At 75.4% G+C, this 23,959-nt stretch carries 20 protein-coding genes, 1 pseudogene and 1 riboswitch; of the genes and pseudogenes, 10 read left to right on the top strand and 11 right to left on the bottom strand.

Annotated elements, in window-relative coordinates:
• Window positions 1-753: 753 nt before the first annotated feature.
• The 6 genes from folE to dacB form a co-directional block, all read right to left on the bottom strand.
• A complete protein-coding gene (gene folE, locus RM780_RS10795; RefSeq protein WP_311630395.1) occupies window positions 754-1,341 on the bottom strand; it encodes a GTP cyclohydrolase I FolE in 588 nt (195 codons plus the stop codon).
• Between the two features lie 146 nt (window positions 1,342-1,487).
• Window positions 1,488-3,476: an ATP-dependent zinc metalloprotease FtsH gene (ftsH, locus tag RM780_RS10790; RefSeq protein WP_311630399.1), complete on the bottom strand. Its 1,989-nt coding sequence runs from the start codon at window positions 3,474-3,476 to the stop codon at window positions 1,488-1,490.
• A 159-nt stretch (window positions 3,477-3,635) separates the two neighbouring features.
• Window positions 3,636-4,190: a hypoxanthine phosphoribosyltransferase gene (gene hpt / locus RM780_RS10785; RefSeq protein WP_311630394.1), complete on the bottom strand. Its 555-nt coding sequence runs from the start codon at window positions 4,188-4,190 to the stop codon at window positions 3,636-3,638.
• Window positions 4,191-4,205: 15 nt separating this feature from the next.
• Complete coding sequence (tilS, locus tag RM780_RS10780) at window positions 4,206-5,237, bottom strand: tRNA lysidine(34) synthetase TilS (protein ID WP_311630393.1); 1,032 nt, start codon at window positions 5,235-5,237, stop codon at window positions 4,206-4,208.
• A gap of 215 nt (window positions 5,238-5,452) precedes the next feature.
• Window positions 5,453-6,631: a zinc-dependent metalloprotease gene (locus RM780_RS10775; protein WP_311630392.1), complete on the bottom strand. Its 1,179-nt coding sequence runs from the start codon at window positions 6,629-6,631 to the stop codon at window positions 5,453-5,455.
• Window positions 6,632-6,707: 76 nt separating this feature from the next.
• Window positions 6,708-8,072, bottom strand: coding sequence for a D-alanyl-D-alanine carboxypeptidase/D-alanyl-D-alanine endopeptidase (gene dacB, locus RM780_RS10770; RefSeq protein WP_311630391.1), 1,365 nt, complete (start codon window positions 8,070-8,072; stop codon window positions 6,708-6,710).
• Between the two features lie 201 nt (window positions 8,073-8,273).
• Here dacB and RM780_RS10765 point away from each other — a divergent pair, with 201 nt between their 5' ends.
• On the top strand, window positions 8,274-8,762 hold the full coding sequence (locus RM780_RS10765) for an inorganic diphosphatase (protein WP_311630390.1): 489 nt from the start codon (window positions 8,274-8,276) through the stop codon (window positions 8,760-8,762).
• 40 nt (window positions 8,763-8,802) lie between these two features.
• Window positions 8,803-8,867: riboswitch (guanidine-III (ykkC-III) riboswitch) on the top strand.
• 15 nt (window positions 8,868-8,882) lie between these two features.
• Window positions 8,883-9,197 (top strand): DMT family transporter, encoded by a 315-nt coding sequence (locus tag RM780_RS10760; protein ID WP_311630389.1) that lies wholly within the window; start codon window positions 8,883-8,885, stop codon window positions 9,195-9,197.
• 53 nt (window positions 9,198-9,250) lie between these two features.
• On the opposite strand, the gene RM780_RS10755 is transcribed toward RM780_RS10760, so the two are convergent.
• The 3 genes from RM780_RS10755 to RM780_RS10745 all read right to left on the bottom strand — a co-directional run bounded on the left by RM780_RS10755 (window position 9,251) and on the right by RM780_RS10745 (window position 13,013).
• A complete protein-coding gene (locus RM780_RS10755; protein WP_311630388.1) occupies window positions 9,251-10,843 on the bottom strand; it encodes a threonine/serine exporter family protein in 1,593 nt (530 codons plus the stop codon).
• Between the two features lie 185 nt (window positions 10,844-11,028).
• On the bottom strand, window positions 11,029-11,787 hold the full coding sequence (locus tag RM780_RS10750; protein WP_394812933.1) for an ABC transporter permease: 759 nt from the start codon (window positions 11,785-11,787) through the stop codon (window positions 11,029-11,031).
• Window positions 11,788-11,903: 116 nt separating this feature from the next.
• Window positions 11,904-13,013 (bottom strand): ATP-binding cassette domain-containing protein, encoded by a 1,110-nt coding sequence (locus tag RM780_RS10745; RefSeq protein ID WP_311630386.1) that lies wholly within the window; start codon window positions 13,011-13,013, stop codon window positions 11,904-11,906.
• Window positions 13,014-13,223: 210 nt separating this feature from the next.
• Between RM780_RS10745 and RM780_RS10740 the strand changes: the two genes are divergently transcribed.
• Window positions 13,224-13,835 carry a PadR family transcriptional regulator gene (locus RM780_RS10740; RefSeq protein WP_311630385.1) on the top strand — a complete coding sequence of 204 codons (612 nt, stop codon included), beginning with the start codon at window positions 13,224-13,226 and terminating at the stop codon, window positions 13,833-13,835.
• A gap of 214 nt (window positions 13,836-14,049) precedes the next feature.
• Window positions 14,050-14,553 (top strand): ATP-binding protein, encoded by a 504-nt coding sequence (locus tag RM780_RS10735; RefSeq protein WP_311630384.1) that lies wholly within the window; start codon window positions 14,050-14,052, stop codon window positions 14,551-14,553.
• A 155-nt stretch (window positions 14,554-14,708) separates the two neighbouring features.
• Here RM780_RS10735 and RM780_RS10730 read toward each other — a convergent pair whose 3' ends face one another.
• Together RM780_RS10730 and RM780_RS10725 are read right to left on the bottom strand one after the other, a co-directional pair.
• On the bottom strand, window positions 14,709-15,878 hold the full coding sequence (locus RM780_RS10730; RefSeq protein ID WP_311630383.1) for a CobW family GTP-binding protein: 1,170 nt from the start codon (window positions 15,876-15,878) through the stop codon (window positions 14,709-14,711).
• On the bottom strand, window positions 15,878-16,132 hold the full coding sequence (locus RM780_RS10725) for a type B 50S ribosomal protein L31 (RefSeq protein WP_311630382.1): 255 nt from the start codon (window positions 16,130-16,132) through the stop codon (window positions 15,878-15,880). The genes RM780_RS10730 and RM780_RS10725 overlap by 1 nt, the downstream gene beginning before the upstream one ends.
• A gap of 229 nt (window positions 16,133-16,361) precedes the next feature.
• Between RM780_RS10725 and RM780_RS10720 the strand changes: the two genes are divergently transcribed.
• From RM780_RS10720 to crcB, 6 genes and pseudogenes are all read left to right on the top strand, one after another.
• The gene (locus RM780_RS10720) at window positions 16,362-17,369 is read left to right on the top strand and encodes a DUF3048 domain-containing protein (protein ID WP_311630381.1); all 1,008 of its coding nucleotides are present in this window, start codon (window positions 16,362-16,364) and stop codon (window positions 17,367-17,369) included.
• Between the two features lie 840 nt (window positions 17,370-18,209).
• Window positions 18,210-19,193 carry an ArsR/SmtB family transcription factor gene (locus tag RM780_RS10715; protein WP_311630380.1) on the top strand — a complete coding sequence of 328 codons (984 nt, stop codon included), beginning with the start codon at window positions 18,210-18,212 and terminating at the stop codon, window positions 19,191-19,193.
• A 73-nt stretch (window positions 19,194-19,266) separates the two neighbouring features.
• Window positions 19,267-21,183 (top strand): ABC transporter ATP-binding protein, encoded by a 1,917-nt coding sequence (locus RM780_RS10710; protein ID WP_311630379.1) that lies wholly within the window; start codon window positions 19,267-19,269, stop codon window positions 21,181-21,183.
• 574 nt (window positions 21,184-21,757) lie between these two features.
• Window positions 21,758-22,756, top strand: a pseudogene (locus RM780_RS10705) (rod shape-determining protein); the annotation flags it as partial.
• A gap of 336 nt (window positions 22,757-23,092) precedes the next feature.
• Window positions 23,093-23,587 (top strand): FluC/FEX family fluoride channel, encoded by a 495-nt coding sequence (locus RM780_RS10700; protein ID WP_311630378.1) that lies wholly within the window; start codon window positions 23,093-23,095, stop codon window positions 23,585-23,587.
• Window positions 23,584-23,940: a fluoride efflux transporter CrcB gene (gene crcB / locus RM780_RS10695; RefSeq protein WP_311630377.1), complete on the top strand. Its 357-nt coding sequence runs from the start codon at window positions 23,584-23,586 to the stop codon at window positions 23,938-23,940. The genes RM780_RS10700 and crcB overlap by 4 nt, the downstream gene beginning before the upstream one ends.
• The last annotated feature ends 19 nt before the right edge of the window (window positions 23,941-23,959 follow it).

Here is a 23,959-nt window from a genome sequence, read left to right as displayed (position 1 = left end):
GCCGGACGCCCCGGAGACCACCGGGGCACCCGGCCCGGCGGCACGCGACGCGGCCCCGCCACCGGCGGGAACGCCCTCGGTGCCGCACCCCGCCGGGGAATCGTCACCGACCCCCACCCCGGTCCCCGAGCCCGCCGAGGCCAACGGCCCCTCCGGCCGCCTGGCCTGAGGCCCCCTGCGGGGCCCCACCCCGAGAACGGGTTGGGGCGCGCACGCCCAACACGCACGGCGGCCACCCGGCCGGCTTCGCCAGGCGCAGCCCACCTGCGTCCCGCCCGCAGGACAGGCCCGCCACGACGCAGCAGGCTGCCGGCCGGGAGCCCCGCCATTGGTCAGCTTTGCGGGACGCTGCCCGCCTCGCGTCCCGCCCACAGGGCGGGCACGCGCGGGCCGCCAGGGTCGGCCACGGCAAACCCGGATGCCGCCCGAACCCCAGCCGGGGGACGGCTTCGCCGGGCGCGGCCGGAACGCGCTTCGCCCGCAGGGTGGCAGGGCCACGGGCCCGCCAGAGCCCGACCCCGGCAAAGCAGGACGTCGGCCGGGGCGCCGCCGGGGGCGGCTTCGCCGGGCGCAGCCCGCCACGCTCCGCCCGCAGGGCGGTTACGCATGGGGCCCGCCAGGGCCCGGCCACGGCGAAGCCGCATGTCTGCCGGGGCCCGCCGGGCGCGGCCCGGAACGCGCTTCGCCCGTAGTGTGGCAGGGCCACGGGCCCGCCAGAGCCCGTCGGCCCGCGGGGCGGGAAGCCGGTTGCGCCTATCGCGCCAAGATCAAGCTCATCGCCTCGGCCCGCGTCGCCGCGTCGCGGAGCTGGCCGCGGACCGCGGAGGTCGTCGTCTTGGCGCCGGGCTTGCGGACGCCGCGCATGGTCATGCACATGTGCTCGCACTCCAGCACCACGATCACCCCGCGCGGCTCCAGAATCCGCATCAGCGAGTCCGCGATCTGCGTGGTCAGCCGCTCCTGGACCTGCGGGCGGCGGGCGAAGACGTCCACCAGCCGGGCCAGCTTGGACAGGCCGGTGATCTTGCCGGAGCTGGCGGGGATGTAGCCGACGTGCGCGTGGCCGACGAAGGGCACGAGGTGGTGCTCGCAGGAGGAGAGCACCTCGATGTCCTTGACCAGCACCATCTCGTCGTGGCCCAGGTCGAAGGTCGTGGTCAGCACGTCCTCGGGCCGCTGCCACATCCCGGCGAATATCTCCCGGTAGGCCCGCGCCACCCGGGCGGGCGTGTCCCGCAGGCCCTCGCGGTCGGGGTTCTCGCCGACCGCGATGAGAAGCTCCCGGATCGCGTTCTCGGCGCGCTTCTCGTCGAACTCGCCGACCGGTGCCGCGTCCGTCATCTCGTGCCTCGTTCTCGATCGTGCTGGCCGTGCTCGGTGCCCGGGCGCCCGCGTCCGGACAGACCGCCGCGCCCCTCACCCTAGAACGTGAGGGGCGCGGCGGTCATTCCAGCGCCTGCGGACGGGGGCCGGGGACGGCGGCGGGGTCAGTCCTGCGAGCGGGACTCCTCCACCGACTCCACCGGGTGCGTGCCGTTGGCCAGGCTGATCTCCTTGACGGGGAACGACACCGGCGGGCGCGTGGAGGGCGTGCGGCGGGAGGAGCCGGTCCACGCGGGGCGCGGCGGGCGCTTGACCACGGGCCGGAAGATCTCCGCCAGGTCCTCCTTGTTCAGCGTCTCGCGCTCCAGGAGGGCGAGGACGAGGTTGTCCAGGACGTCGCGGTTCTCCACCAGGATCTCCCAGGCTTCGTTGTGCGCGCCCTCGATCAGCCTCTTGACCTCCTCGTCGACCACGCCGGCGACCTCCTCGGAGTAGTCGCGCTGATGGCCCATGTCCTTGCCCAGGAAAGGCTCGGAGTTGTCGGTGCCGAACTTGATCGCGCCCAGCCGCTCGGTCATGCCGAACTGCGTGACCATCGCCCGGGCCGTGGAGGTGGCCTTCTCGATGTCGTCGCCAGCGCCGGTGGTCGGGTCGTGGAAGACCAGCTCCTCGGCGGCGCGCCCGCCCATCATGTACGCCAGCCGGTCGAGCATCTCGTTCCGGGTCGTGGAGTACTTGTCCTCCTCGGGCAGGACCATGGTGTAGCCCAGCGCCCGGCCGCGGGAGAGGATCGTCACCTTGTGCACCGGGTCGCTGTTGGGCGACGCGGCGGCCACCAGGGCGTGCCCGCCCTCGTGGTACGCGGTGATCATCTTCTCCTTCTGGCTCATGATCCGGGTCCGCTTCTGCGGGCCCGCCACGACGCGGTCGATCGCCTCGTCGAGGAACTTGTTGTCGATCATCTTGGCGTTGCTGCGCGCGGCGAGCAGCGCGGCCTCGTTGAGCACGTTGTTCAGGTCGGCGCCGGTGAAGCCGGGGGTGCGGCGGGCGACCGCGCCCAGGTCCACGTCCGGGGCGACGGGCTTGCCGCGCTGGTGCACCTTGAGGATCTCCAGGCGGCCCTGCATGTCGGGCCGGTCCACGGCGATCTGCCGGTCGAAGCGGCCCGGGCGCAGCAGCGCCGGGTCGAGGATGTCCGGCCGGTTGGTGGCGGCGATCAGGATGACGCCGCCCTTGACGTCGAAGCCGTCCATCTCGACCAGGAGCTGGTTCAGCGTCTGCTCGCGCTCGTCGTGGCCGCCGCCCATGCCGGCGCCGCGGTGGCGGCCGACGGCGTCGATCTCGTCCACGAACACGATGGCGGGGGCGTTGGCCTTGGCCTGCTCGAAGAGGTCGCGCACCCGGGAGGCGCCGACGCCGACGAACATCTCGACGAAGTCGGAGCCGGAGATCGAGTAGAACGGCACGCCGGCCTCGCCCGCGACCGCGCGGGCCAGCAGGGTCTTGCCGGTGCCGGGCGGGCCGTAGAGCAGCACGCCCTTGGGAATCTTGGCGCCGACGGCCTGGAACTTCGCGGGCTCCTGCAGGAACTCCTTGATCTCGTGGAGCTCCTCCACGGCCTCGTCCGAGCCGGCCACGTCGGCGAAGGTCGTCTTGGGGGTGTCCTTGGTGATGAGCTTGGCCTTGGACTTGCCGAAGTTCATCACCCGGGAGCCGCCGCCCTGCATCTGGTTCATCAGGAAGAGGAACACGATGATGATCAGCAGGAACGGCAGGATCGACAGCAGCATCCCGACGAAGGGGTTCTGCGACTGCGGGGAGACGGTGTACCCGTCGGGGAGCTGGTCGTCCTGGAACTTCGACTGGAGGATCGAGGCGAGCTCCTCGCCCTGGCCGTCGATGTAGTTGGCCTGGACGCGGTCGCTGCCCTCGATCTCGCGGCCGTCGCGCAGCTCGATCTTGATGGTCTGCTCGTCGCCCGTCGTGAGCTCGGCGGAGCGGACCTCGTTGCGGTTGATCGCCTGGACGACCTCGCCGGTGTCGACGTTCTCGTAGCCCTCGGACGAGCTGAACACCTGCATCAGCAGAATCACGGCGAGGACGGCCAGCACGATCCACATCACTGGCCCACGGAAATAACGCTTCACGTCTATCCATACGGGGCGGCGCGGCCCCGTCCCTCCTGCCACATGAGAGGCACAGCCCCCGGAAGGGATTCGCTGTGCGCGCGGTGTCGGCCAGTGTGCGCCCGGCCTTACTCAGCTACCGAGTCAACGGTAGGGCATTCCCCGGTGTTCCCGGCCCTCCCGCCGCTATCCGCCGTAGACGTGCCCGGCCAGCGTCCCGACAAAGGGAAGATTGCGGTACTTCTCCGCGTAGTCGAGGCCGTAGCCGACGACGAACTCGTTGGGGATGTCGAAGCCGACCCACTCCACGTCGATGTCCACCTTGGCCGCGTCCGGCTTGCGCAGCAGCGTGCACACCCGGATCGAGGCGGGCTGCCGGGAGCCGAGGTTGGACAGCAGCCAGGAGAGGGTCAGGCCGGAGTCGATGATGTCCTCGACGATCAGGACGTGCCGGCCCTGGATGTCGGTGTCGAGGTCCTTGAGGATGCGGACGACGCCGGAGGACTGGGTGCCGGCCCCGTAGGAGGACACCGCCATCCAGTCCATGGTGACGTGGGTGGACAGGGCGCGGGCGAGGTCGGCCATGACCATCACCGCGCCCTTGAGGACCCCCACCAGGAGGAGGTCCTTCCCCGCGTACTCCGCGTCGATCGCCGCTGCCAGCTCGCGCAGCCTGGCGTCGATCTCTTCCTTGGAGATGAGGACCGACTCCAGGTCGGCTCCGAGGTCCTTTTCTTGCACCCGTGCGACTGCTTCCTACTGGCCGGCCTGTTCGAGCACCAGTCTGCCACCCTGCCGCCTGGCCTCGACGCGGCCCGGCAGGTTCAGCGGGCGCTGGCCGCGCCAGGCGGTGATCAGCCGGTCGGTCTCCTCGATGTGCCGGGCGAACAGCGACCCGGCCGGGGCGCCCGCGGCGATGGCGGCCCGGCGCAGCACCCGGCGCCTGACCGCGGGGGGCAGGTCGTGCAGGGCGGCGATCTCCAGGGTGCCGTCGGGGCGGGTGGCGGCCCGCTGGGCCTGCCGGGCCCAGTCGTCCAGGGCGTCGGCGTCGTCGCGGGAGAGCCGCGCGGTGCGGGCCAGGGCCTCCACGATGCCGCGGCCCAGGGTCTTTTCCAGCACGGGCAGGGCCTCGTGGCGGACCCGGGAGCGGGTGAAGGCGGGGTCGGCGTTGTGCGGGTCGTCCCACACGGGCAGGGACTGGACCAGGCAGGCCTTGCGGGTGGTCTGGCGGTCCACGGCGAGGAAGGGGCGGCGGTAGCGCTGGGCGGCGCCGGGGGCGCCGGTGAGGCTGCCGGAGACGGCGGCCATGCCGGAGAGCGAGCGGATGCCGGAGCCGCGGGCCAGCCCGAGCAGGACGGTTTCCGCCTGGTCGTCCCGGGTATGCCCGAGGAGCACCGCGCAGGCGCGGTGGCGTTCGGCGGCGTCGTCGAGGGCGGCGTAGCGGGCGGCGCGGGCGGCGGCCTCGGGGCCGCCGGCGCGGCCGACGGCGACGGCGACGGCCTCGGCGGGGTCGAGCCCGAGCGCGGTCAGGCGCTCGGTGACCTCGCGGGCGCGGGCGTCGGAGCCGGCCTGGAGGCCGTGGTCGACGGTGACGGCCCCGGCGCGGACGCCGGCTCGGGGGGCCTCGAACGCCAGGGCGGAGGCCAGGGCCATGGAGTCGGCGCCGCCGGAGCAGGCGACGAGCACGAGCGGGGGGGCCGGGGCGTCTGCGGGGACCTCGTTCAGCACGTCCTTCAGGACGCGGCGGACGGCCAGGCGTATTGCCGCGACCGCGGGGTGGGGACCCATATCCGGATCACTTCTTTCTGCTTCGGCTGTGCGTCGGCTGAGCTCGGGAAGCGCTGTCACGCAGGGTGCGTAAATGGTGACAGAGGAGGTCTGTTACCCGAGCATCGCACGCCAGGCATGGAGCCACGGTCCCTCATAAGAGTGATTCTCCGGGAATCCGGCAACCGTCCGCGCGTGCGTGCTATGCCGCGTTGCCGTCTATGCCGCCTTGCCGTCTACGCCGCGTTGCCGCCCAGCCGCATCCGGGCCACCCAGCGGGAGGGGTCGGTCATCTCGTCCTTCGTGGGCAGCGTGTTCGGGGAGGTCCACACCTTGTTGAAGCCCTCCATGCCCGCGGCCTCCACGACGGCCCGGGTGAAGCGTTCGCCGTCGCGGTACTGGCGCAGCTTGGCGTCCATGCCCAGCAGGCGGCGCAGCGCGCGGTCCAGGCGCCCGGCGCCGGTCTGGCGGCGGCGGGTGAACTTCTCCCGGATCTCGGCGACCGAGGGCACCACGGCCGGGCCGACCCCGTCCATCACGAAGTCGGCGTGCCCCTCCAGGAGCGACATCAGCGCGGTCAGCCGGTCCAGGATCGCCCGCTGGGCCGGGGTCTGGACGAGGTCGACGATCCCGAGGCCGCTGTCCCGGGCCTCCTCCTCGCCGCCCTCCCCCGGGGCCTCGCCTGGCTGCTGCCCGCCGCGGCCGGTCACCGTCTGCACGGCCTGCCGCACGCGTTCCAGCAGGGTGGCCGGGTCGACGTCGGCCCCGGCCAGGAACGCCTGGATCTCCGCGAGCATGTGGTCGCGCAGCCAGGGCACGGCCGTGAACTGCGTACGGTGCGTCTCCTCGTGCAGGCAGACCCACAGCCGGAAGTCGTGCGGGGCCACCTCCAGCTCGCGCTCCACGTGGACGATGTTGGGCGCCACCAGCAGCAGGCGGCCGGGCCCGGCCGCGCCCGCGTCGCCGGCCGGCAGCTCGGGGCTGGGCGGCGCGAAGGTCTCGTACTGGCCCAGCACGCGGGAGGAGAGGAACGACAGCAGCAGGCCGACCTCGACGCCGGTGACCTTGCCGCCGACGGCCGTCAGGGCGGAGCCGCCGGGCATCGCGGCGCGGCGTTCGCGCAGCTTCCCGGCCAGGGGCGTCAGCACCTCGCGGAACCCTGCGACGTTGGCCCGTACCCAGCCGGGGCGGTCCACCACCAGCACGGGCGTGTCCACGGACCCGGCGTCCATGCCGGTGAACTCGCGCACGTGCCGCTCGGAGGCGGCGGCGTGCCGGCGCAGCTCGGCGACGATCTCGCGTGCCTCGTCGCGGCTCACCTCGGGCCCGGGGCGGGCGATGCGGGTCGCGGTGGCGACCGCGAGGTTCCAGTCCACCAGGTCCGTGCCGCCGCTGGTTCCGCCGGGAATCGTCATGCCGTCAACGGTACGGCGCCCGCGCCGCCGCCGACAGGTCACGCGGACCGGCCGCGGGACCGGGGCCCGGCACCGCTCAGCGGCAGGCGCAGGCGGCAAGGGCGGAGGCGGCGTCGTCCAGGGCGCGGGCGGCGGCCGTTCCGTCGCTGGTGTCCGAGGCCAGGAAGGCGAACGCCAGGGGCCGGCCGTCGGGGGTGACGGCGGTGCCGGCCAGGGTGTTCACGCCGGTCAGCGTCCCGGTCTTGGCGCGGACCAGGCCGGTGCCCGCGGAGTCCTCGTAGCGGTCGGCCAGCGTTCCCGAGAACCCGGCCACGGGCAGGCCGGTCAACACGGCGCGCAGCTCCGGGCGTGCGGGATCGGCCGCGGCGGCCAGGGCCCGGGTGAGGAGGGCGGCGGTGGTGCGGCCCTGGCGGTCCAGGCCGCTGGCGTCGGCGAAGCGGACGCCGTCCAGGGGCAGGCCCAGCTCGCGCAGTTGGCCGGTCAGGGCACGGCCGACGCCGCGGAAGTCCGCCTCCTCGCCGGAGGCCAGGGCGGTGGCGCGGCCGATGGCCTCGGCCAGGTCGTTGTCGCTGTAGGTGAGCATGTCCTCGACCAGCGTGGACATCGGGGCGGAGCGCTGGGTGGCCAGGCGGTCGGCGTCCTCGGGGGCGTCGGCGCGGCGGGGGCGGTCCTCCACGCGCAGCCCGGCCCCGGCGAGGTGGGCGGCGAACGCGCCCGCGGCCTCGGCGGCGGGGTCGTCCGCGCGGGGGGCGGGCCCGTGGGCGGAGCCGTCGGTGCGGCCCTCGTTGACCTGGAGGGGGGTGATCAGCGCGATGTTGTCGTTGACCCCGATGGGGTGAAGCTGCTCGCGGGGGTAGAGGGAGAGGTCGTAGGCGACGCGGGCGGTGCGGATCTCCCGGCCGGCCAGCTCGGCGGCGGCCTCCCGGGCCAGGGCGCGCAGGTCCTCGTCGCTCAGCGTGGGGTCGCCGCCGCCGACGAGCACGACCCGCTCCTCCTCCTCGTCCCACACGGCGGTGGTGGCCAGGCGGTGGTCGGGGCCCAGGGCGTGGAGCGCGGCGGCGGCGACGGCGACCTTGACCGTGGAGGCGGGCGTGCGGCCGGATCGTTCCTCCCGGGTCCACAGCGGCTCGCCGGTGCTCAGGTCGATGACCGCGCCGGCCGGTTCCGGACCCAGCGCGGCGCTCTCCAGCAGGGGCGCGAGGGTGGCGGCGAGCGCGTCCGGGGAGACGGCGGGGGCGCCCGCGCCGTCCACGGGGGCGAGGACGGGCGCGGCGACGGGTAGAGTGTCGGCGACACGCTCCGCTTCCGTCCGGTCGCGCTCCGCGTCGGCCGCGGCGGCCTGCTCGCGCTCGGCGGTGCGCAGCCCGCCGTCCCAGGGCCCGGCCACGGACACGGCGCCCGCGGCGACGGCCAGCCCCGCCGCGGCGGCGCCGGTGGCCACGCGCCAGGTGGTCCTGTGGTGCTCGCGTTCGCGCGCGCCCGCGCGGGCCCGTCGGTTCCGGAGCCGGCGTCGTAGCACTTCCGCTGCCCTGCGCACTGGAACGACCAGCCCCTTTCGCGTGCCGACACCCGGGTGAGGGAAACTTAACCGACCGTCGCGTGCACTGACCGGTTAAGGGTTGAGCGTTAAGGAGTAGTCCCCGTGGAGTTCGACGTCACCATCGAGATCCCCAAGGGTTCTCGGAACAAGTACGAGGTGGATCACGAGACGGGCCGGATCCGGCTGGACCGGCACCTGTTCACCTCGACTGTGTACCCGGCCGACTACGGCTTCGTGGAAGGCACGCTGGGCGAGGACGGCGATCCCCTGGACGCGCTGGTGCTTCTGGACGAGCCCACGTTCCCGGGCTGTCTGATCAAGTGCCGGGCCATCGGCATGTTCCGGATGCGCGACGAGGCGGGCGGCGACGACAAGCTGCTGTGCGTCCCGGCGGGCGACCCGCGCATGGAGCACCTGCGGGACATCCACCACGTCAGCGAGTTCGACCGGCTGGAGATCCAGCACTTCTTCGAGGTCTACAAGGACCTGGAGCCCGGCAAGTCCGTGGAGGGGGCGAACTGGGTGGGCCGCACGGAGGCCGAGGCGGAGATCGAGGCGTCCCGGAAGCGGGCCGCCGCCGACGGGCACTGACGGCCCGCCGGGCACCGGGCGGGCGGCTGTGAGAGGCTGAGCGCAGAGTCTCCCCGGCTCCTGGACGAGGTGCGCCGTACCCAGCTCGCGACAAGACGGCGCTTCGGGAGTTGATCCTCGATGGCGTGGCTGGTTCTGGTGATCTCCGGCGTCCTGGAGGCGGTCTGGGCGACGGCCCTCGGCAAGTCCGAGGGCTTCACCCGCCCGGTGCCCACGGCCTTCTTCGCGGCCGGTCTCGTCCTCAGCATGGCGGGCCTGGCGTACGCCCTGCGGACCGTCCCGGTCGGCACCGGCTACGCCATCTGGGTCGGCATCGGCGCGGCCCTGACGGCGGCCTGGTCCATGCACACGGGAGAAGAGCCGGCCACCCCCCTGCGCCTCCTCCTCCTGGCGGGCATCGTGGGCTGCGTGATCGGCCTCAAGCTCACGCACTGAACGCCACCCCCGTGAACGCCACCCCGGCCGCGGGGCGGCGCACGCCGCGGTCCTCAGAAGCCGCGGGTGCGCTTCGCCCCGCGGCGGTCCGGGGTGGAGGTGGGGGGCTTGAGGAAGAGGCGGGCCATTTCGCTGCCGAGGTTGACGCCGATGGCGATGGCCAGGGCCAGGGTGATGGCGCGCAGGCCGTAGCCGACGCCGGTGTCCACGTCGCCCTGGGCGAAGCCGAGCAGACCCAGGTAGACCGCACCGCCGGGCAGCAGCGGGCCGATCGCCGCCGTGACGTACGGCAGCGAGGAGGTGTACTGGTAGCGCGAGAGCAACTGCCCGAAGAGGCCCACCATGCCCGCCGCCACGGCCGTCGCGGCGAACGGCGACAGCCCGGCCGTGTCGTGCATCGCCCCGTAGATCAGCCAGGCCACCCCGCCGTTGAGCGTGGCGGGCACCACCGTGCCGCGCGCCTGCTGGAGCAGCACGCAGAAGGTCAACGACAGCAGCAGCGCCGCCCCCAGCTGAACGCCCGGACGCAGCGCGCTCTGCACCACGTCCGGGTCGAGGCGGACCCCCGAGGTCTCCCCGATGTAGAGGACGGCCAGCACCCCGCAGACGATGCCCACGCTGAGGTAGACCACCTCCAGCAGGCGCGCGGAGGCCGTGAGGTAGTAGCCCGTCAGCCCGTCCTGGACGCCCGCCACCAGCGCCCGCCCGGGGATCAGCGCGAACAGCCCGCCGGTGACCATCGCCGCGGCCTGCACCTCCCCGGCCGTGCTCGTGTGCCCCGCGGCCCAGCAGACGCCGACCAGCGCGGGCGCCATCGCGGCGGCCACGAACTGGTAGAACTCAGGCAGCCCCCGCCCCGAGGCCAGCCAGGCCAGCCGGTCCCCGAGCATCGCGCCGAGCGCCGCGAGCACGAAGACCTGCCAATTGCCGCCCACCAGCGTGGCCGCGGCCCCGGCCAGCAGGCCGGAGGCGAGGGTGAGCTGCCATTTGGTGTAGGGGTGCCGGTTGCGGCGGATGGTGGCCAGCCGCCCGTACGCCTCCTCGGGCGTGACCTCGCCGGAGGAGATGTCGTCCACCAGCCGGAAGACCTCGGCGAGCCGGTTGTAGTCCGTGCCGCGGCGGCGGACCGTGCGGCTGAGGGAGACCGGCGCGTCCACCAGCGACGGCTGGTGGGTGATGGAGATCAGCGTGAAGGTGACCGTGGCCTCGCAGCGGTCGAGCCCGTACGCGTGCGCCACGCCGAACATCGCCGCCTCGACGTCCTCCGCGCCCTCGCCGCCCGCCAGCAGCAACTCCCCGATGCGCAGGGTGAGGTCGAGCACGCGGGGAACGGCCGTGGTCCCCTCGGTGGCCTCCGCGGGCGCGGCGGGGGCCGGGCGTTCGGCCAGCGGCAGCCGCACCAGCGTACGCATCCGGTCCTGCCAGGGCAGGCCGTGGACCCGGCTCAGGACGGGGATGCCCTGAGCCGGGGTGAAGTCGCTGTGCGGCGGCGCGGGCGGGGGGAGAGTCAGCCCCTCGGGGAGGGAGAACGCCGAGGCCGGGCCGCCGTTCTCCTGCGGCGGGGGCAGGTCCAGGCCCGGGGGCACGGCGAACCCCGAGGTCGTCTCCGCTTCCGTCGGCTCCACACCGTCCCCGTGCGACGCCACGTCCGCTGCGCTCCCTTCCGTGCCGGGTGATTCGCTCCTCTGTTCGCGAGGATAGGTTCACCCGCCACGGAACGCGCCCCCGCCCGCGAGCCGGCCCGCGGCCCGCGCGGCGGGAGGCGCGTTCCCCCGAGGCCCGCCCCGGGCGTTCACCCGCAGCGTTCACCAGGGGCGTTCGCCGCGGGCGTTCAGCCGTCCAGGCCCAGGCGGGCGAAGCGGCGGACGGCCAGCGGCACGAACAGGGCAAGCAGCGCCAGCGGCCAGGCCACGGCCAGGGCGGTGGCGTGCGCCGCGGGCCAGGAGTCGCCGGCCCAGCCCGGGTTGCCGAAGAGGTCGCGGACGGCGGCGGCCGTGGCGGACATCGGGTTCCAGTCGGCGATCAGGCCCAGCCAGCCGGGCATGGTGCCGGGCGAGGCGAAGGCGTTGGAGAGGAAGCCCACCGGCCACACCAGGATCTGGATGGCCTGCACCAGCTCCGGCCGCCCGGCCACCAGCCCGAGGTAGATCCCGGCCCACAGCATCGCGAACCGGAAGAGCAGCAGCAGCCCCACGGCGGCCAGGGCCGCGGCGGGCCCGCCGTGCCAGCGCCAGCCCAGCGCCCAGCCGGCGCCGAGCGTGGCCAGCAGGGCGGCCAGCGAGGTGGCCATGTCCAGCAGGCTGCGGCCGACGAGGATGGCGGCGGGCGCGATGGGCATGGACCGGAAGCGGTCCAGAACGCCCCGCTCGACGTCGCGGGTCAGCTCCACCATGGTGGCCTCCAGGCCGAAGGCCATGGTCAGCGCGAGCATCCCGGGCACGAGGAACTCGGTGTAGTCGCCCTCGCCCGGGACGTCCATGCCGCCGCCGAGGAAGCAGGCGAACATCACGAGCATCATCACCGGGAAGGCGAGCCCGACGAGGAAGGTGACCGGCCGGCGGGCCCAGTGGGCGAGGCCGCGGCGGGTCATGGTGGCGCAGTCGGTGAGGAACGTCCGCACGGAGGCGGGCGGCGGCGCGGGCCGCTCGGGAATGCGAGGGGCGCCGGGGGCGCCGGGAGCCGGGGGGTGCGGGGTGGTGGCGGTGGTCATGCGGCCCTGCCCTTCCGGGTGCTCGGGGCTTGGGTGCCCGGTGTGTCGGTGCTCGCGGCTTCGGCGCCCGGTGCGCCGGTGCCGGACGCGGCAGCACCCGGCGCGTCAGCGGCGTGCGCGTCCGTGAGGCTGAGGAAGACCTCGTCCAGGGTGGGGCGGCGGATGGCGATGTCCTCGGCCTCGATGCCGGCGGCCTCCAGCGCCCGCACGGTCTCGGTCAGCGCGGCCATCCGGTCGGCCACGGGCGCGCTGACCAGGCGCCGGTCGGGGTCGGTGGCGGTCTCGGGCGCCCGGGCGGCCATGCCGACGACGGCCGCCGCGGCCTCCAGCCGGCCCGGGTCGCGGACGACGACGTCGATCCGGTCCGCACCGAGGGTGGACTTCAGTTCGTCGGGGGTGCCCTCGGCGACGCGCCGCCCCCGGTCGATGACCGAGACGCGGTCGGCGAGCTGGTCGGCCTCCTCCAGGTACTGGGTGGTGAGAACGACGGTGGTGCCGCCGCCGGCCAGGGAGCGGACGGCCTGCCAGACCTCGGCGCGCCCGCGCGGGTCCAGGCCCGTGGTCGGCTCGTCCAGGAACAGCACCTCGGGCCGGGTCAGCAGCCCGGCGGCCAGGTCGAGGCGGCGGCGCATCCCGCCGCTGTAGTGGCGGACCGCGCGCTCCCCGGCCTCCGCAAGACCGAAGCGTTCCAGCAGCTCCCCGGCGCGGGCGGCGGCGGCTCGGGCGCCGAGGTGGTGCAGGCGGCCGAAGAGGTCGAGGTTCTGCCGCCCGCTCAACTCCTCGTCCAGCGCGGCGTATTGACCGAGCAGCCCGATGCGGGAGCGCACCTCGCGGGCCTGGGTGGTCACGTCGTGGCCGGCCACCTCGGCGCGGCCGGAGGTGGGGCGCAGCAGGGTGGTGAGGATGCGGACGGCGGTGGTCTTGCCGGCGCCGTTCGGGCCGAGGAGGCCGTGGACGGTGCCGCGCGGGACGGTGAGGTCGAGGCCGGCGAGGGCGGTGGTGGCGTTCTTCCCGGTGCGGAACGTCCGGGTCAGGCCGCGGACGAGAACCGCTGAGGAGGAAGCGGAAGCCGCGGGCGCGGGGGGCGTGCCGGTGCGGGGCTGCATGGGCGGGTCCTCCAGGGAGGGTCGGGGCGGCCGGCGGCCCCGACTAGTCAAGTTTGACCAATCGGGGCGGAAGGGCGAGGATAGCCCCGGCTCCGCCAGTAGTCAAACTTGACGAGTGGGCCGGTCCGGGGCGGCCCCGGCCCCCGCGCCGGCCGCCCGGCGGTGAGAGACTGCGGGGGACCCCCGAGGGGCGAGGAAGGGCGGCGCGGGATGTCGGTGATGCGGCTGCTGGTGCTGAGCGCGGTGCGGCAGCACGGCCGGGCGCACGGGTACCAGGTGCGCAACGACCTGGAGTTCTGGGGCGCGCACGAGTGGTCGAACGCCAAGCCCGGGTCGATCTACCACGCGCTGAAGCAGATGGCCAAGGAGGGCCTGCTGCTGGCCCACGAGGTCGCCCCCAGCACCGCGGGCGGGCCGCCGCGCACCGAGTACGAGCTGACGGAGGCGGGCAACGCGACCTACCTGGACCTGGTGCGCTCCTTCCTGCGGGCGCACGACCAGCGCATCGACGTGCTCACCTCGGCCGTCGGCTGCGTCGTGGACCTGCCGCGGGCCGAGGCGATCTCCCTGCTGAAGGAGCGGGTGGCGAAGCTGGAGGAGTGGCGCGAGGAGGTGCTGCACCACTGGACGCCGCGCGACCCGCCCGCCGAACTCGGGCACATCGGCGAGGTGATGCGGCTGTGGGTGCACAACGCCGAGAGCAGCGCCGCGTGGACGCGCGGCCTGATCGAGCGGCTGGAGGGCGGGGCGTACGTGATGGCGGGCGAGGGCGAGCGCAGCGTGGACGTGCTGCCGGAGGGCGCGGAGAACCCGTACGCCTAGCGTTCGACTATCGGACACCCCTGGGAGAGCTAGCACATGTCGCATATGCCACGGCTTTTTCTGATCGCGCGCGCCCGAAATTGATCGTGCACGTGCATCTGCTCTTGCATCTGACCTAAGCCTTGGTCAGCATGGCTGGTACGCGCCGTGCACCCGGCGTGGCCGTCACCGTCGCCGCCGCAACGCCGCCCAACTCGCCCAGGAGTGCCGCGCCATGGGGACCGAAGGAGCACCCGTGCTCGACGTGTTAGGGCAACCGCAGACCGTGCCCGTCGATCTGCGCACCCTCTCGGGCACCGCGACCCTCGGGCTGCCGCCGCGCCCGGAATCCGTGCGCCGCGCCCGCGACTTCACCCGGGCCACGCTGCTGGGCTGGCGCCTGCCCGAGCAGTTCGACTCCGTCGCGCTGGTGGTCTCCGAGCTGGTCACCAACGCCCTTCGGCACGGCCTCGCCCGGCGCTTCCCCCTGCCCGCGCCGCCGGTCCCGGCGGTGGAGCTGGAGCTGATGCGCTGTTCCGGCCGCCTGGTCTGCGCCGTGCAGGACCCCAGCGTCACCGCCCCCCGCACGCCCGCGGGCCCGCTCGACGAGCCGGACGACACGGCGGAGTCGGGGCGCGGGCTGCACCTGGTGGACTCCTTCAGCGACGGCTGGGGCTGGCGCCCCCTGACCGGCGACCGCGGCAAGGTGGTCTGGGCGGTCTTCCGCACCAACGGCTAGGCAACGACCAGGCAACGGCCGGGCACGCGGCGGGCGTTACCCGCGCCCGGCTACCGCCGGGGGTGCCCCCAGGCGTTCAACGACCGGGCACGCGGCGGCCGTTGCGACCCGGCCCGCGAAAACGGACGTTCGACCGGCCGCCCGGCGGCGGCCGTTCAGCCCACCGGGTCCAGCAGCGCGTCGAAGGCCGAGGGCAGCGCCGTCCACGCCCCGCGCCCGGCGGCGAACTCCGCGTCCGTCAGCAGGCAGGAGCCCAGCAGCGCCCGCACCGCCGCGGCGTCCAGGTCCGGCCCGGTGAAGACGAGGTGCTGCACGCGGTCCCCGTACTCCTCGTCCCAGTCCAGCGCCGCCGCGGCCCGCCGCTCCGCCGGGACCATCTCCCAGGCCGCGTCGGGCAGCGCGGCCAGCCACGGCCCGAGGTTGTCCACGCACAGCGCCCCGCCCGCCGCGTCCCAGGACAGCAGCGTGTCGGGCCGAGGCGCCAGCCAGAACCGGCCCCGGCTGCGCGGCGCCGCGCAGGACAGCTCCTCCAGCGCGGCGTAGAGCCGCCCGGGGTGGAACGGCCGCCGGTGCCGCCACACGAACGTGGCCACGCCGTGCGCCTCCGCCCGCTGCGGCAGCAGGGCGCAGGCCGGGTGCTGGCGCGCCGCCGCGGCGGCCGTGTCGAACCCGGCCAGGACCAGGCGCGGCAGGGCGGGGTTGGCGACGGAGATCCGGCGGGCCGTGGGGTGAAGCTGCGCCAGCAGTGCCAGGTCCTCGTCCGCGGGCGGCCCGGTGACCTCGGCAAGCGCAAGCAGCGAGGGGTACTCCACCTGCCGGGCGAAGGTGTCGGCGACGGTGCGCCGGTCCCGGGGCGCGGCGGCCAGGCCCGCGTCCGCGAGGTCGTCCCCGCAGGAGAGGCAGGCCGGCACCAGCGCGGGGTCCACGGCCGTGACCACCCCGGCCAGCCGCAGCCCGGACTCGGCGGCGTGCCGGTCGATCACCTCGGCCATCGACTTCGGCTCGACCGAGTCCCACAGCTCCAGCACCGCCAGGGGGCGCGCGCCCTCGGAGGCCAGCCGCGCCAGCTCGGGCACGAGGTCGGCGCGCAGCGCGCAGCAGGCGCAGTCGTTGACCTGGGGAACTACGGCCGCGCCCAGCTCGCCGTCCGCGTCCCGGACGGTGCGGGTGACGGAGCCGGAGGCCGCGGCCCCGGTGAGGTCGTGGTGCAGCGCGACCGAGCCCGGCACGGCGCGCAGCAGGCGCTCGACCACGGCCCGGCGCGCGCCGGCGTGCAGGCCGCCGACGATCACCACGGGCAGCGGCCCGCCGCCCCCGGCCGCCATCAGCGCTCCTCGCGCTTGCCGTAGCGGCGCTGGAAGCGCTCGACGCGGCCGGCCGTGTCCAGCACGCGGGCGGTGCCCGTGTAGAAGGGGTGGCTGGCCGAGGAGGTCTCGACGTCGACGACGGGGTAGGTGTTCCCGTCCTCCCACTCCACGGTCCGGTCGCTGGTCCGGGTCGAGCGGGTCAGGAAGGCGAAGTCGGCCGACCGGTCGCGGAAGACGACGGGGCGGTACTCCGGGTGGGTGCCCTTCTTCACGGTGCGCTCCTCGTTGTTTCGGGGGTCTTCGGGGTCGTCGGCACGCCGCGGCGCGGGGCGCCGCGTCCGGCCGAGTACCCGGCGGACGCGGTTCTCCTCGCCGCGTCCGCCAGTATGGCATAGATGGAAATCATTTTCATTAACTGTCGGCCGGGGGGCACCCGGTACCCATCCGTGGTGCACTGGCAGGAGGGCGGCGGGGCCTTACCGGAAGAGGTGAACGCCAGTGGTGGCACGGATCGCGAAGCGCTCGGCTTCGTCCGGGGCGGGTGGGGGCGTTCGCCCGGCGCCGCGCCGGGCCCGGCTCCTGGTGGCGGCGCTGGCCGCCGCGGCGGCCCTGCTCGCCGGGTGCCAGGCCGAGGACGGCGACGGGGACGGCGGCACGTCGACCGGGCAGGGGCGTTCCCCGTTCACGGGCGAGCGGGCCGAGCGCGGCCCGGTCCTCGCCGTCAAGATCGACAACTCTCCCGAGGCGCGCCCCCACACCGGCCTGGAGTCCGCGGACATCGTCTACGCCGAGCAGGTCGAGGCCGGCCTCAGCCGCCTGATCGCGGTCTACTCCGCCACGCTGCCCGACCGGGTCGGGCCGGTGCGCAGCGCCCGGGAGTCGGACCTGGAGCTGCTGCGGACGTTCGGCGAGCCCGCGCTGGCGTTCTCCGGCGCGCAGAGCCGCCTGCTGCCCGAGATCGACGACGCGCCGCTGTTCGCGGCCTCGCCGGACGAGGTGCCGGGCGCGTACGAGCGGGACGAGTCCCGGATGGCGCCGCACAACCTCTACGTCCGCCCGGCCGACCTCCTTGAGGCCACGCCGGAGGCGAGCCGCGCGGACGACATCGGCTTCCGCTTCGGCCCGGTCCCCGAGGGCGCGCGCGGCGAGCCGGCCACGTCCCGGGAGGTCGCCTACCCCGGCGCCTCCTTCGCCTTCACCTGGTCCGCCGAGGACGAACGCTGGCAGGTCGCGATGGACGGCACCCCCGCGGAGGGCCTGGCCCCCGCCACGGTCGTCGTCCAGGAGGTCACCGTCCGCGCCTCCGACTACCACGACGTCAACGGCGCCTTCACCCCCTACACGGAGACCACCGGCACCGGCGAGGCCACCGTCCTCCGCGACGGCCGCGCCTACCCCGCCGAGTGGGAGCGGGACTCCCCCCGCGACGGCACCACCTTCACCACCCCCGACGGCGACCCCCTCCCCTTCGCCCGGGGCCAGGTCTGGGTGGTCTACACGGAACGCTGACCCGGCCGGGGCGGGCCCCGGGCCGGGAGGATGTGGCGCGCACCCTGGCGGGACCTGGCCCGTCCGGCCGCGCCACCCCGGCGCGTCGGCGCGCCCCCGCATGCCGCCCGGCGGCGACGCGAACGCGCCCGGCGGGGCACGACTCCCCGCCGCCCCGCCACCGCCCTGCGGAGCAGGCGACGGAGCGCGCGCACGCGCTGGGCACCCAGCGCGACCGGACCCCAGCAGGGCCCGGGCCCAGGGCTCGACCCCCTGCGCGGGTGAGCCTTGGCGTAGCCGCCACGCCTGGGCCGCGCCGCAGGCGGCGGCGCGGCCACCGGCGGGCCATGCGCATCGCGGGCGCAGTTCCGCGACGCCTCGTCGCGCCGCAGCGCGCGCCACCGGAGGCGCGCCCCGACCGGGTGCCGGCGGGGCTGCTGAGCCCGGTGCCCCATCGGCCTGCGGCGGGAAGCCGTTGGCGCAGTCACCGCGTCCGGGCCGGTGCCCAGCCTGCGCAGCAGGCGACGGCAGCGAACGCGCGCCGCCCGGCGTGGTCCTGCTGCGGCGGTGAGCGCCGCCCGGCCGCCCTGTCCGGGCCGCGCAGCAGGCAGCGGCAGCGGCAGCGTTGAGCGTTCAACCACTTTGCGCGGACGGGCCGTTCGCGATGCCCGGGGCCGGGGGCGCAGCCCCGTGGTGGATCTCACGCGAAGCTCGGGGCGCGGGCGTGCGTCCGTGCAGCGAAGCGGCCGGGGTACCCGAGTGGGGTACCCGAGTGAGGTCTCCGAACGGGGGCCTTCGCGGGAGTGTCCGCCGGAAGCGCGGGGAACCGATACGTTTTCGACGGGAGGCGGAAGCGAAGCGATGGGCGTGTGGCTGATCGGTGTCGACGCGCTGGCGCGCGGGCGGTTCGCCGTGTCCGCGCTCGCGGAGACCGTCGCGGCGCTGATCGGCCTCGCCCGCGGCGGCGGCAGCCGCCCCGGCCGCGAGCGGTGGCGCCAGGTGCACGCCCCCGCCTTCGAGGAGCGCCTGGCGCGCGACCCCTTCGCCGCCGCCTTCGTCAGCGACGTCCTGGGCCCGCGCTGGCTGCCCGACTTCCTCGTGACGCCGCCCCTGCCCGGCGACCGGACCTTCGACGACGAGCTGCGGCGCCTGCGCGCCACCCCCGCCCGCTCCGCCCTCGCCCACATCGTCGAGGCGCTGGACGGCGCGCCCCTGCCGCGGGCGTTGCTCGTGCCCGACCTGCCCGACCGCGTCGCGGAGCTGCTCGACTGGGTCTGGACGCGCACCGTGCGGCCCGAATGGCCGCGCTACCGACGGCTGTTCGAGGCCGACATCGCCACCCGCACCCAGTCGCTGACCTCCGGCGGCTGGGCCGCGGCGCTCAGCGGCCTGCGCCCCGGCATGCGCTGGCTGGGCGACGGCCGCCTGCGGGTGAACGCCTACCCCTACCCGCCGCGCGAGATCAGCGGCGCGCAGCTTCTGTTCATACCGACCACCGCCCCCCGCGGCTGGGTCGGCCGCGACGAGCCGCGCCGCTACGCCATCACCTACCCCTGCTCCGGGCTGCTGGCCGAGCCGGGGGCCGGGCGCCGCGTTCCCGAGGAGGCGCTGGGCCGGCTGATCGGCCCTACCCGGGCGGCGATCCTCACCCAGCTCGGCGCGCCCAAGTCGACCACCCAGCTCGTCGCCCTGACCGGCTACACCCTCGGCTCGGTCGGCGGCCACCTGAAGGTGCTGCTGGAGGCCCGCCTCGTCCACCGCCGCCGCAGCGGCCGGGTCGTGCTCTACCACCGCACCCCGCTGGGCGACAGCCTCGTCGGGGACGGGCCCCCGCAGCTCGGCTGAGGCGGGTGCGCCGGAGAAGCGCCCCTGACCGCCCCTTGACTTCAACCTTTGTTGAGATCCTAGGCTCCCTCCCATGAGCATGGAGATCACGGCCTGGAACGCCCTCTACAACGCCCGGCACGCCCAGGACGACCGGCACCCCTTCTCGCGCGACACCCTCCGCCGCATCGGCCGGTTCGCCCGCCCCCACCGGGGCGCGCTCGTGGCGTTCCTGCTGCTCAGCGTCGTGACCGCCCTGCTGGCCGTCGCCACGCCCGTGCTCGCCGGGCAGGTGGTCAACGCCCTCACCGAGGGCTCCGCGCGCGCCCGGGTCGTGCGCCTGGCCGTGCTGATCGCCGCCATCGCGCTGGCCGAGGCCGGCGTCGGCCTGCTGGCCCGCTGGCTGTCCGCCCGCATCGGGGAGGGCCTGATCCTGGACCTGCGCACCACCGTCTACGACCACGTGCAGCGGATGCCCGTGGCGTTCTTCACCCGGACCAGGACCGGCGCGCTGGTCAGCCGCCTGAACTCCGACGTGATCGGCGCGCAGCGGGCGTTCAGCTCGACCCTCTCCGGCGTGCTGAGCAACGTCGTCATGCTGCTCCTGGCCCTCGGCGTCATGGTCAGCATCAGCTGGCAGATCACCGTGCTCGCCCTCGCCCTGCTGCCCGTGTTCGTGCTGCCCGCCCGCCGGATGGGCGCGCGGCTGGCCCGGCTGGCGCGCGAGGCGTCCAACCACAACGCCGTGATGGCCACCCAGATGACCGAGCGGTTCTCCGCGCCCGGCGCCACCCTGGTCAAGCTGTACGGGCGCCCCGAGGAGGAGTCGGCCGAGTTCGCCCGCCGGGCCGCCCGGGTGCGGGACATCGGCATCCGCTCGGCCATGCTCCAGATGTCCTTCGTCACCGCCCTGACCCTGGTCTCGGCCCTGGCCCTCGCGCTGGTCTACGGCCTGGGCGGCTGGTACGCCCTCGGCGGCTCGCTGGAGCCGGGCGCGGTCGTCTCGCTGGCCATGCTGCTGACCCGGCTGTACGCCCCGCTCACCTCGCTGGCCAGCGCGCGGGTGGAGGTCATGAGCGCCCTGGTCAGCTTCCAGCGGGTCTTCGAGGTACTGGACCTCAAGCCGCTGATCGAGGAGCGCCCCGGCGCACGGGCCGTTCCGGAGGGGCCGGTGCCGGTGGAGTTCCGCAACGTCGACTTCGCCTACCCGGCCGCCGACCGGGTCTCCCTGGCCTCGCTGGAGGAGGTCGCCACGCTCGACACCCGGGGCGGCGAACAGGTCCTGCACGACGTCAGCTTCCGCGCCGAGCCGGGGCAGCTCGTCGCCCTGGTCGGCTCCTCGGGCGCGGGCAAGTCCACGATCGCCCAGCTCCTGCCGCGCCTCTACGACGCGGACGCCGGGTCGGTGCGGGTCGGCGGCGAGGACGTGCGCGACCTGACGGCCGCCTCGCTGCGCGCCACGCTCGGCATGGTCACCCAGGACGGGCACCTCTTCCACGACACCATCCGCGCCAACCTCCTCCTCGCCCGGCCCGAGGCCGACGAGGAGGAGCTGTGGGAGGTGTTGCGGCGGGCCCGCCTGGACGGGCTGGTCGCGAGCCTGCCGGACGGCCTGGACACGGTCGTCGGCGAACGCGGCTACCGCCTCTCGGGCGGGGAACGCCAGCGGCTGACCATCGCCCGGCTCCTGCTGGCCCGCCCCCGGGTCGTCATCCTGGACGAGGCCACGGCCCACCTCGACGCCACCTCGGAGGCGGCCGTCCAGGAGGCCCTGACCGAGGCCCTGGCGGGCCGCACCTCCCTCGTCATCGCCCACCGCCTCTCCACGATCCGCTCCGCCGACCAGATCCTCGTCGTGGAGAACGGCCACATCGTCGAACGCGGCACGCACGAGGTCCTGTTGGCCTCGAACGGCCGCTACGGCGAGCTCTACCGCACCCAATTCGCCCCGGGCTCCGACGACCACCCGGAGGCCCCGGCCACCGACCCGACCCCGGTGGGCGGCCGGTAGGCCCTGGCCGGCCCCGGCGGGGGGCGGCCCCCGGCCCGGCCGCGAGCCGGCAGCCCCTGCCCGCCCCCGCCCGGGGCTGCCCCCGGCCCCGTCCCGGCCGGGGGCAGCCCGGCAGCCCGGGCGGGGTACCCCCCTGCCCGGGGCGAAGAGCGTGGGCGGCCCCGAGGGGCCGGCCCGGCCCGGGGCGCCGCGCTCCCAGCCGGTGGCCCCTGGGCGGGGCCGCAAGGCCCGGCAGGGCCAGGGCCCTGCGGGACGGCCCGAAGCCGCCCGCGCCCAGCGGCACTTCAACGCTCGGCCCCGAGGCGCCGTCCGCCCCGCCGTTGCCGCGGGCGAGCCGGCCGGGCCGGACGGCGCGGGCCGCAGGCGTGGCGATCGACCGGGCGTCAGCCCAGAGCGTTCCGGCGCAGCCGGACCCCCGCGGTCGGCGGCCCGCTGCCGCCAACGCCCCGTCAGCCGGGTCCGACGCCGCGTCAAAAGGGTCCTCCGCGCGGGGGCGAAGGCCCCGGCGCGGACCGCTCGCCCGGTCGGCGCACTCCAACGCGCGGCTCAGGTTGCGCCGCCCCAGCATGATCGTATGACCCTCAGCCTTGATCATCTTCGCCGCTGCACCGTGGCCGCGGACCTCGGCGCATCCCGGACCCGCGTGTACCTCCGTCAGACCGGCCTCGTCGTGGACGAGCCCTCCGTCGTCGCCGTCAACACCAAGACCGGCGCCCTCATCGCCGTCGGCAGCCCCGCCGAGCGCATGGCCGGCCGCACCCCCGAGACCATCCGCGTCGTCCGCCCCGTCAACGGCGGCACCGTCGTGGACATCGACATGGCCCAGCGGATGCTCCGCGCCATGGTCGGCAGCCGCCTGCGCCGCGCCTGGCGCTTCCGCCCCCTGCTGCGCGCGGCCGTCTGCATCCCCCACGACGCCGACCCCCTGGCCCGCCGCGCCGCGCTGGAGACGATGGTCGGCCTCGGCGCCCGCCGCGTCGAGCTGGTCGACAGCCTCATCACCGCCGGCGTCGGCTGCGGCCTGCCCGTGGAGGAGCCCGAGGCCACCATGATCATCCAGGTCGGTGCCGCCACCACCGAGATCGCCGTCCTCTCCCTCGGCTCCATCGTGGCCGCCGACAAGGTGGCCATGGGCGGCGAGACCATCGACCGCGCCCTCGTCCAGCACCTGCGCAACCGCCACGAGCTGCTGCTCCCCAGCCAGGCCGTCCGCCCCCTCCACCAGGCTCTCGCCGGCCCCTCCCCCACCGTCACCGAGGTCTCCGGCCGCGACGTGGCCACCGGCCTGGCCCGCACCGTCAAGGTCGACCCCGAGGAGCTGCGCGCCGCCGCCCAGCCCCCCGTCACCGGCCTGCTCGACACCATCCGCGCCGTCCTCCACCGCTGCCCGCCCGACCTGGTCGCCGACCTCGCCGAGCGCGGCGCCATGCTCACCGGCGGCGCCGCCGAACTCCCCGGCCTGGCCGCCGCGATCCGCGCCAACACCGGCATGCCCGTCAACATCGCCGAGGAGCCGGGCCTGTGCGCGGTCCAGGGCCTGGGCGCCATGCTGGAGGGGAAGGTCCGCCCGGTCGGCCGCCCCGGCCACCTGCCCAGCCTCCAGACCGGCAGCGGCCGGCGCCGCCGCAAGGCCCGCCGCGGCCCCGCCGAGAACGCCTCCCGCGAGCCCCGCCTTACCGAGTCCTTCGACACCCCCGCCAACGAGGCCCTCAACGAGCCCCTGCTGAAGTCCCGCCCCACCGGCCGCGCCGCCCGCCGCGCCGCCCGCGAGGATCAGGCCCGCGACCGCGAGCAGGCCCCCGAGCCCGCGTCCGAACCCGCCCACGAGGCCGTCTGACCCACGAGGCCGTCTGACCCACGGGCCCGCGCCCCGGCCACCCGCCCCGGGGCCTCGCTACCATCCCCGCCCATGAATCCCCCACCCGCCGGGCCCCGGCCGCGCCGCCTGCCGCCGGGGCCCGGGCCGTTCCCCCGCCCGGCCCTCCCGGCCCTCCTGGCCGCCGTCGCGCTGGGCGGCGGCCTCGGCTCGGCCGCCCGCTACGGCGCCGGCCGCCTCTGGCCCACGCCCGCGCACGCCTTCCCCTGGACCACCCTGGGGGTCAACGTCCTGGGCTGCGCGCTCATCGGCGTCCTGCTCACCGTGGTCACCGCCGGCCCGGGGCCGGCGCACCCGCTGCTGCGGCCGTTCCTCGGCACGGGCGTGCTCGGCGGGTTCACCACCTTCTCCGCCCACAGCCGCGAGGCCGAGGCCCTGCTGAGCGGCGGCCGGCCCGGCCCCGGAGCCGGCTACCTCGCCCTCACCCTCGCCGCCGCCCTCCTCGCCGTCGCCCTGACCGCCGCCGCAACCCGCCGCGTTCTCGCCCGCCGGGCCCACCGGCTCGACGCAGAAGGGGAACGCCCGTGAGCTGGCTGCTGGTCATCCTCGGCGGCGCGGCCGGCGCCGTGCTGCGCCACCTCACCGACCAGGCCCTCCGCGCGCGCCTGGGCACGGCGTTCCCCTGGGGCACCCTCGCCGTCAACCTCGCCGGCTGCGCCCTCGTCGGCCTCCTCACCGGCGTCGCGACGAACGTTCACCTGCTGCTGGCCACCGGCCTGTGCGGCGCGCTGACCACCTACTCCGCCTTCTCCTGGGACACCCTCACCCTCGCCTCCCACGGCCGCCGCGCCCGCGCCGCCGCCTACGTCGCGGCCTCCGTCCTCGCCGGCCTGGCCGCCACCGCCGCCGGGGCCGCGCTCGCCCGGGCGGCGTGGGGATGACCCGGCGCGCCGTGATGTC

Source organism: Streptomyces boetiae (genome assembly GCF_031845405.1).
GTDB lineage: Bacteria > Actinomycetota > Actinomycetes > Streptomycetales > Streptomycetaceae > Streptomyces > Streptomyces boetiae.
Note: the sequence above shows the minus strand (reverse complement) of the source record. Positions and strands in the feature narration are given on the sequence as shown.

Excerpts from the sequence above, each read along its gene's own strand:
- RM780_RS10715 (WP_311630380.1), top strand. The coding sequence starts at position 18,210 with ATGGGCGTGTGGCTGATCGGTGTCGACGCGCTGGCGCGCGGGCGGTTC.
- RM780_RS10775 (WP_311630392.1), bottom strand. The coding sequence starts at position 6,631 with ATGACGATTCCCGGCGGAACCAGCGGCGGCACGGACCTGGTGGACTGG.
- RM780_RS10730 (WP_311630383.1), bottom strand. The coding sequence starts at position 15,878 with ATGGCGGCCGGGGGCGGCGGGCCGCTGCCCGTGGTGATCGTCGGCGGC.
- RM780_RS10710 (WP_311630379.1), top strand. The coding sequence starts at position 19,267 with ATGAGCATGGAGATCACGGCCTGGAACGCCCTCTACAACGCCCGGCAC.
- RM780_RS10735 (WP_311630384.1), top strand. The coding sequence starts at position 14,050 with ATGGGGACCGAAGGAGCACCCGTGCTCGACGTGTTAGGGCAACCGCAG.
- RM780_RS10750 (WP_394812933.1), bottom strand. The coding sequence starts at position 11,787 with ATGACCCGCCGCGGCCTCGCCCACTGGGCCCGCCGGCCGGTCACCTTC.
- RM780_RS10745 (WP_311630386.1), bottom strand. The coding sequence starts at position 13,013 with ATGCAGCCCCGCACCGGCACGCCCCCCGCGCCCGCGGCTTCCGCTTCC.
- RM780_RS10740 (WP_311630385.1), top strand. The coding sequence starts at position 13,224 with ATGTCGGTGATGCGGCTGCTGGTGCTGAGCGCGGTGCGGCAGCACGGC.
- tilS (WP_311630393.1), bottom strand. The coding sequence starts at position 5,237 with ATGGGTCCCCACCCCGCGGTCGCGGCAATACGCCTGGCCGTCCGCCGC.
- folE (WP_311630395.1), bottom strand. The coding sequence starts at position 1,341 with ATGACGGACGCGGCACCGGTCGGCGAGTTCGACGAGAAGCGCGCCGAG.
- RM780_RS10700 (WP_311630378.1), top strand. The coding sequence starts at position 23,093 with ATGAATCCCCCACCCGCCGGGCCCCGGCCGCGCCGCCTGCCGCCGGGG.
- RM780_RS10760 (WP_311630389.1), top strand. The coding sequence starts at position 8,883 with ATGGCGTGGCTGGTTCTGGTGATCTCCGGCGTCCTGGAGGCGGTCTGG.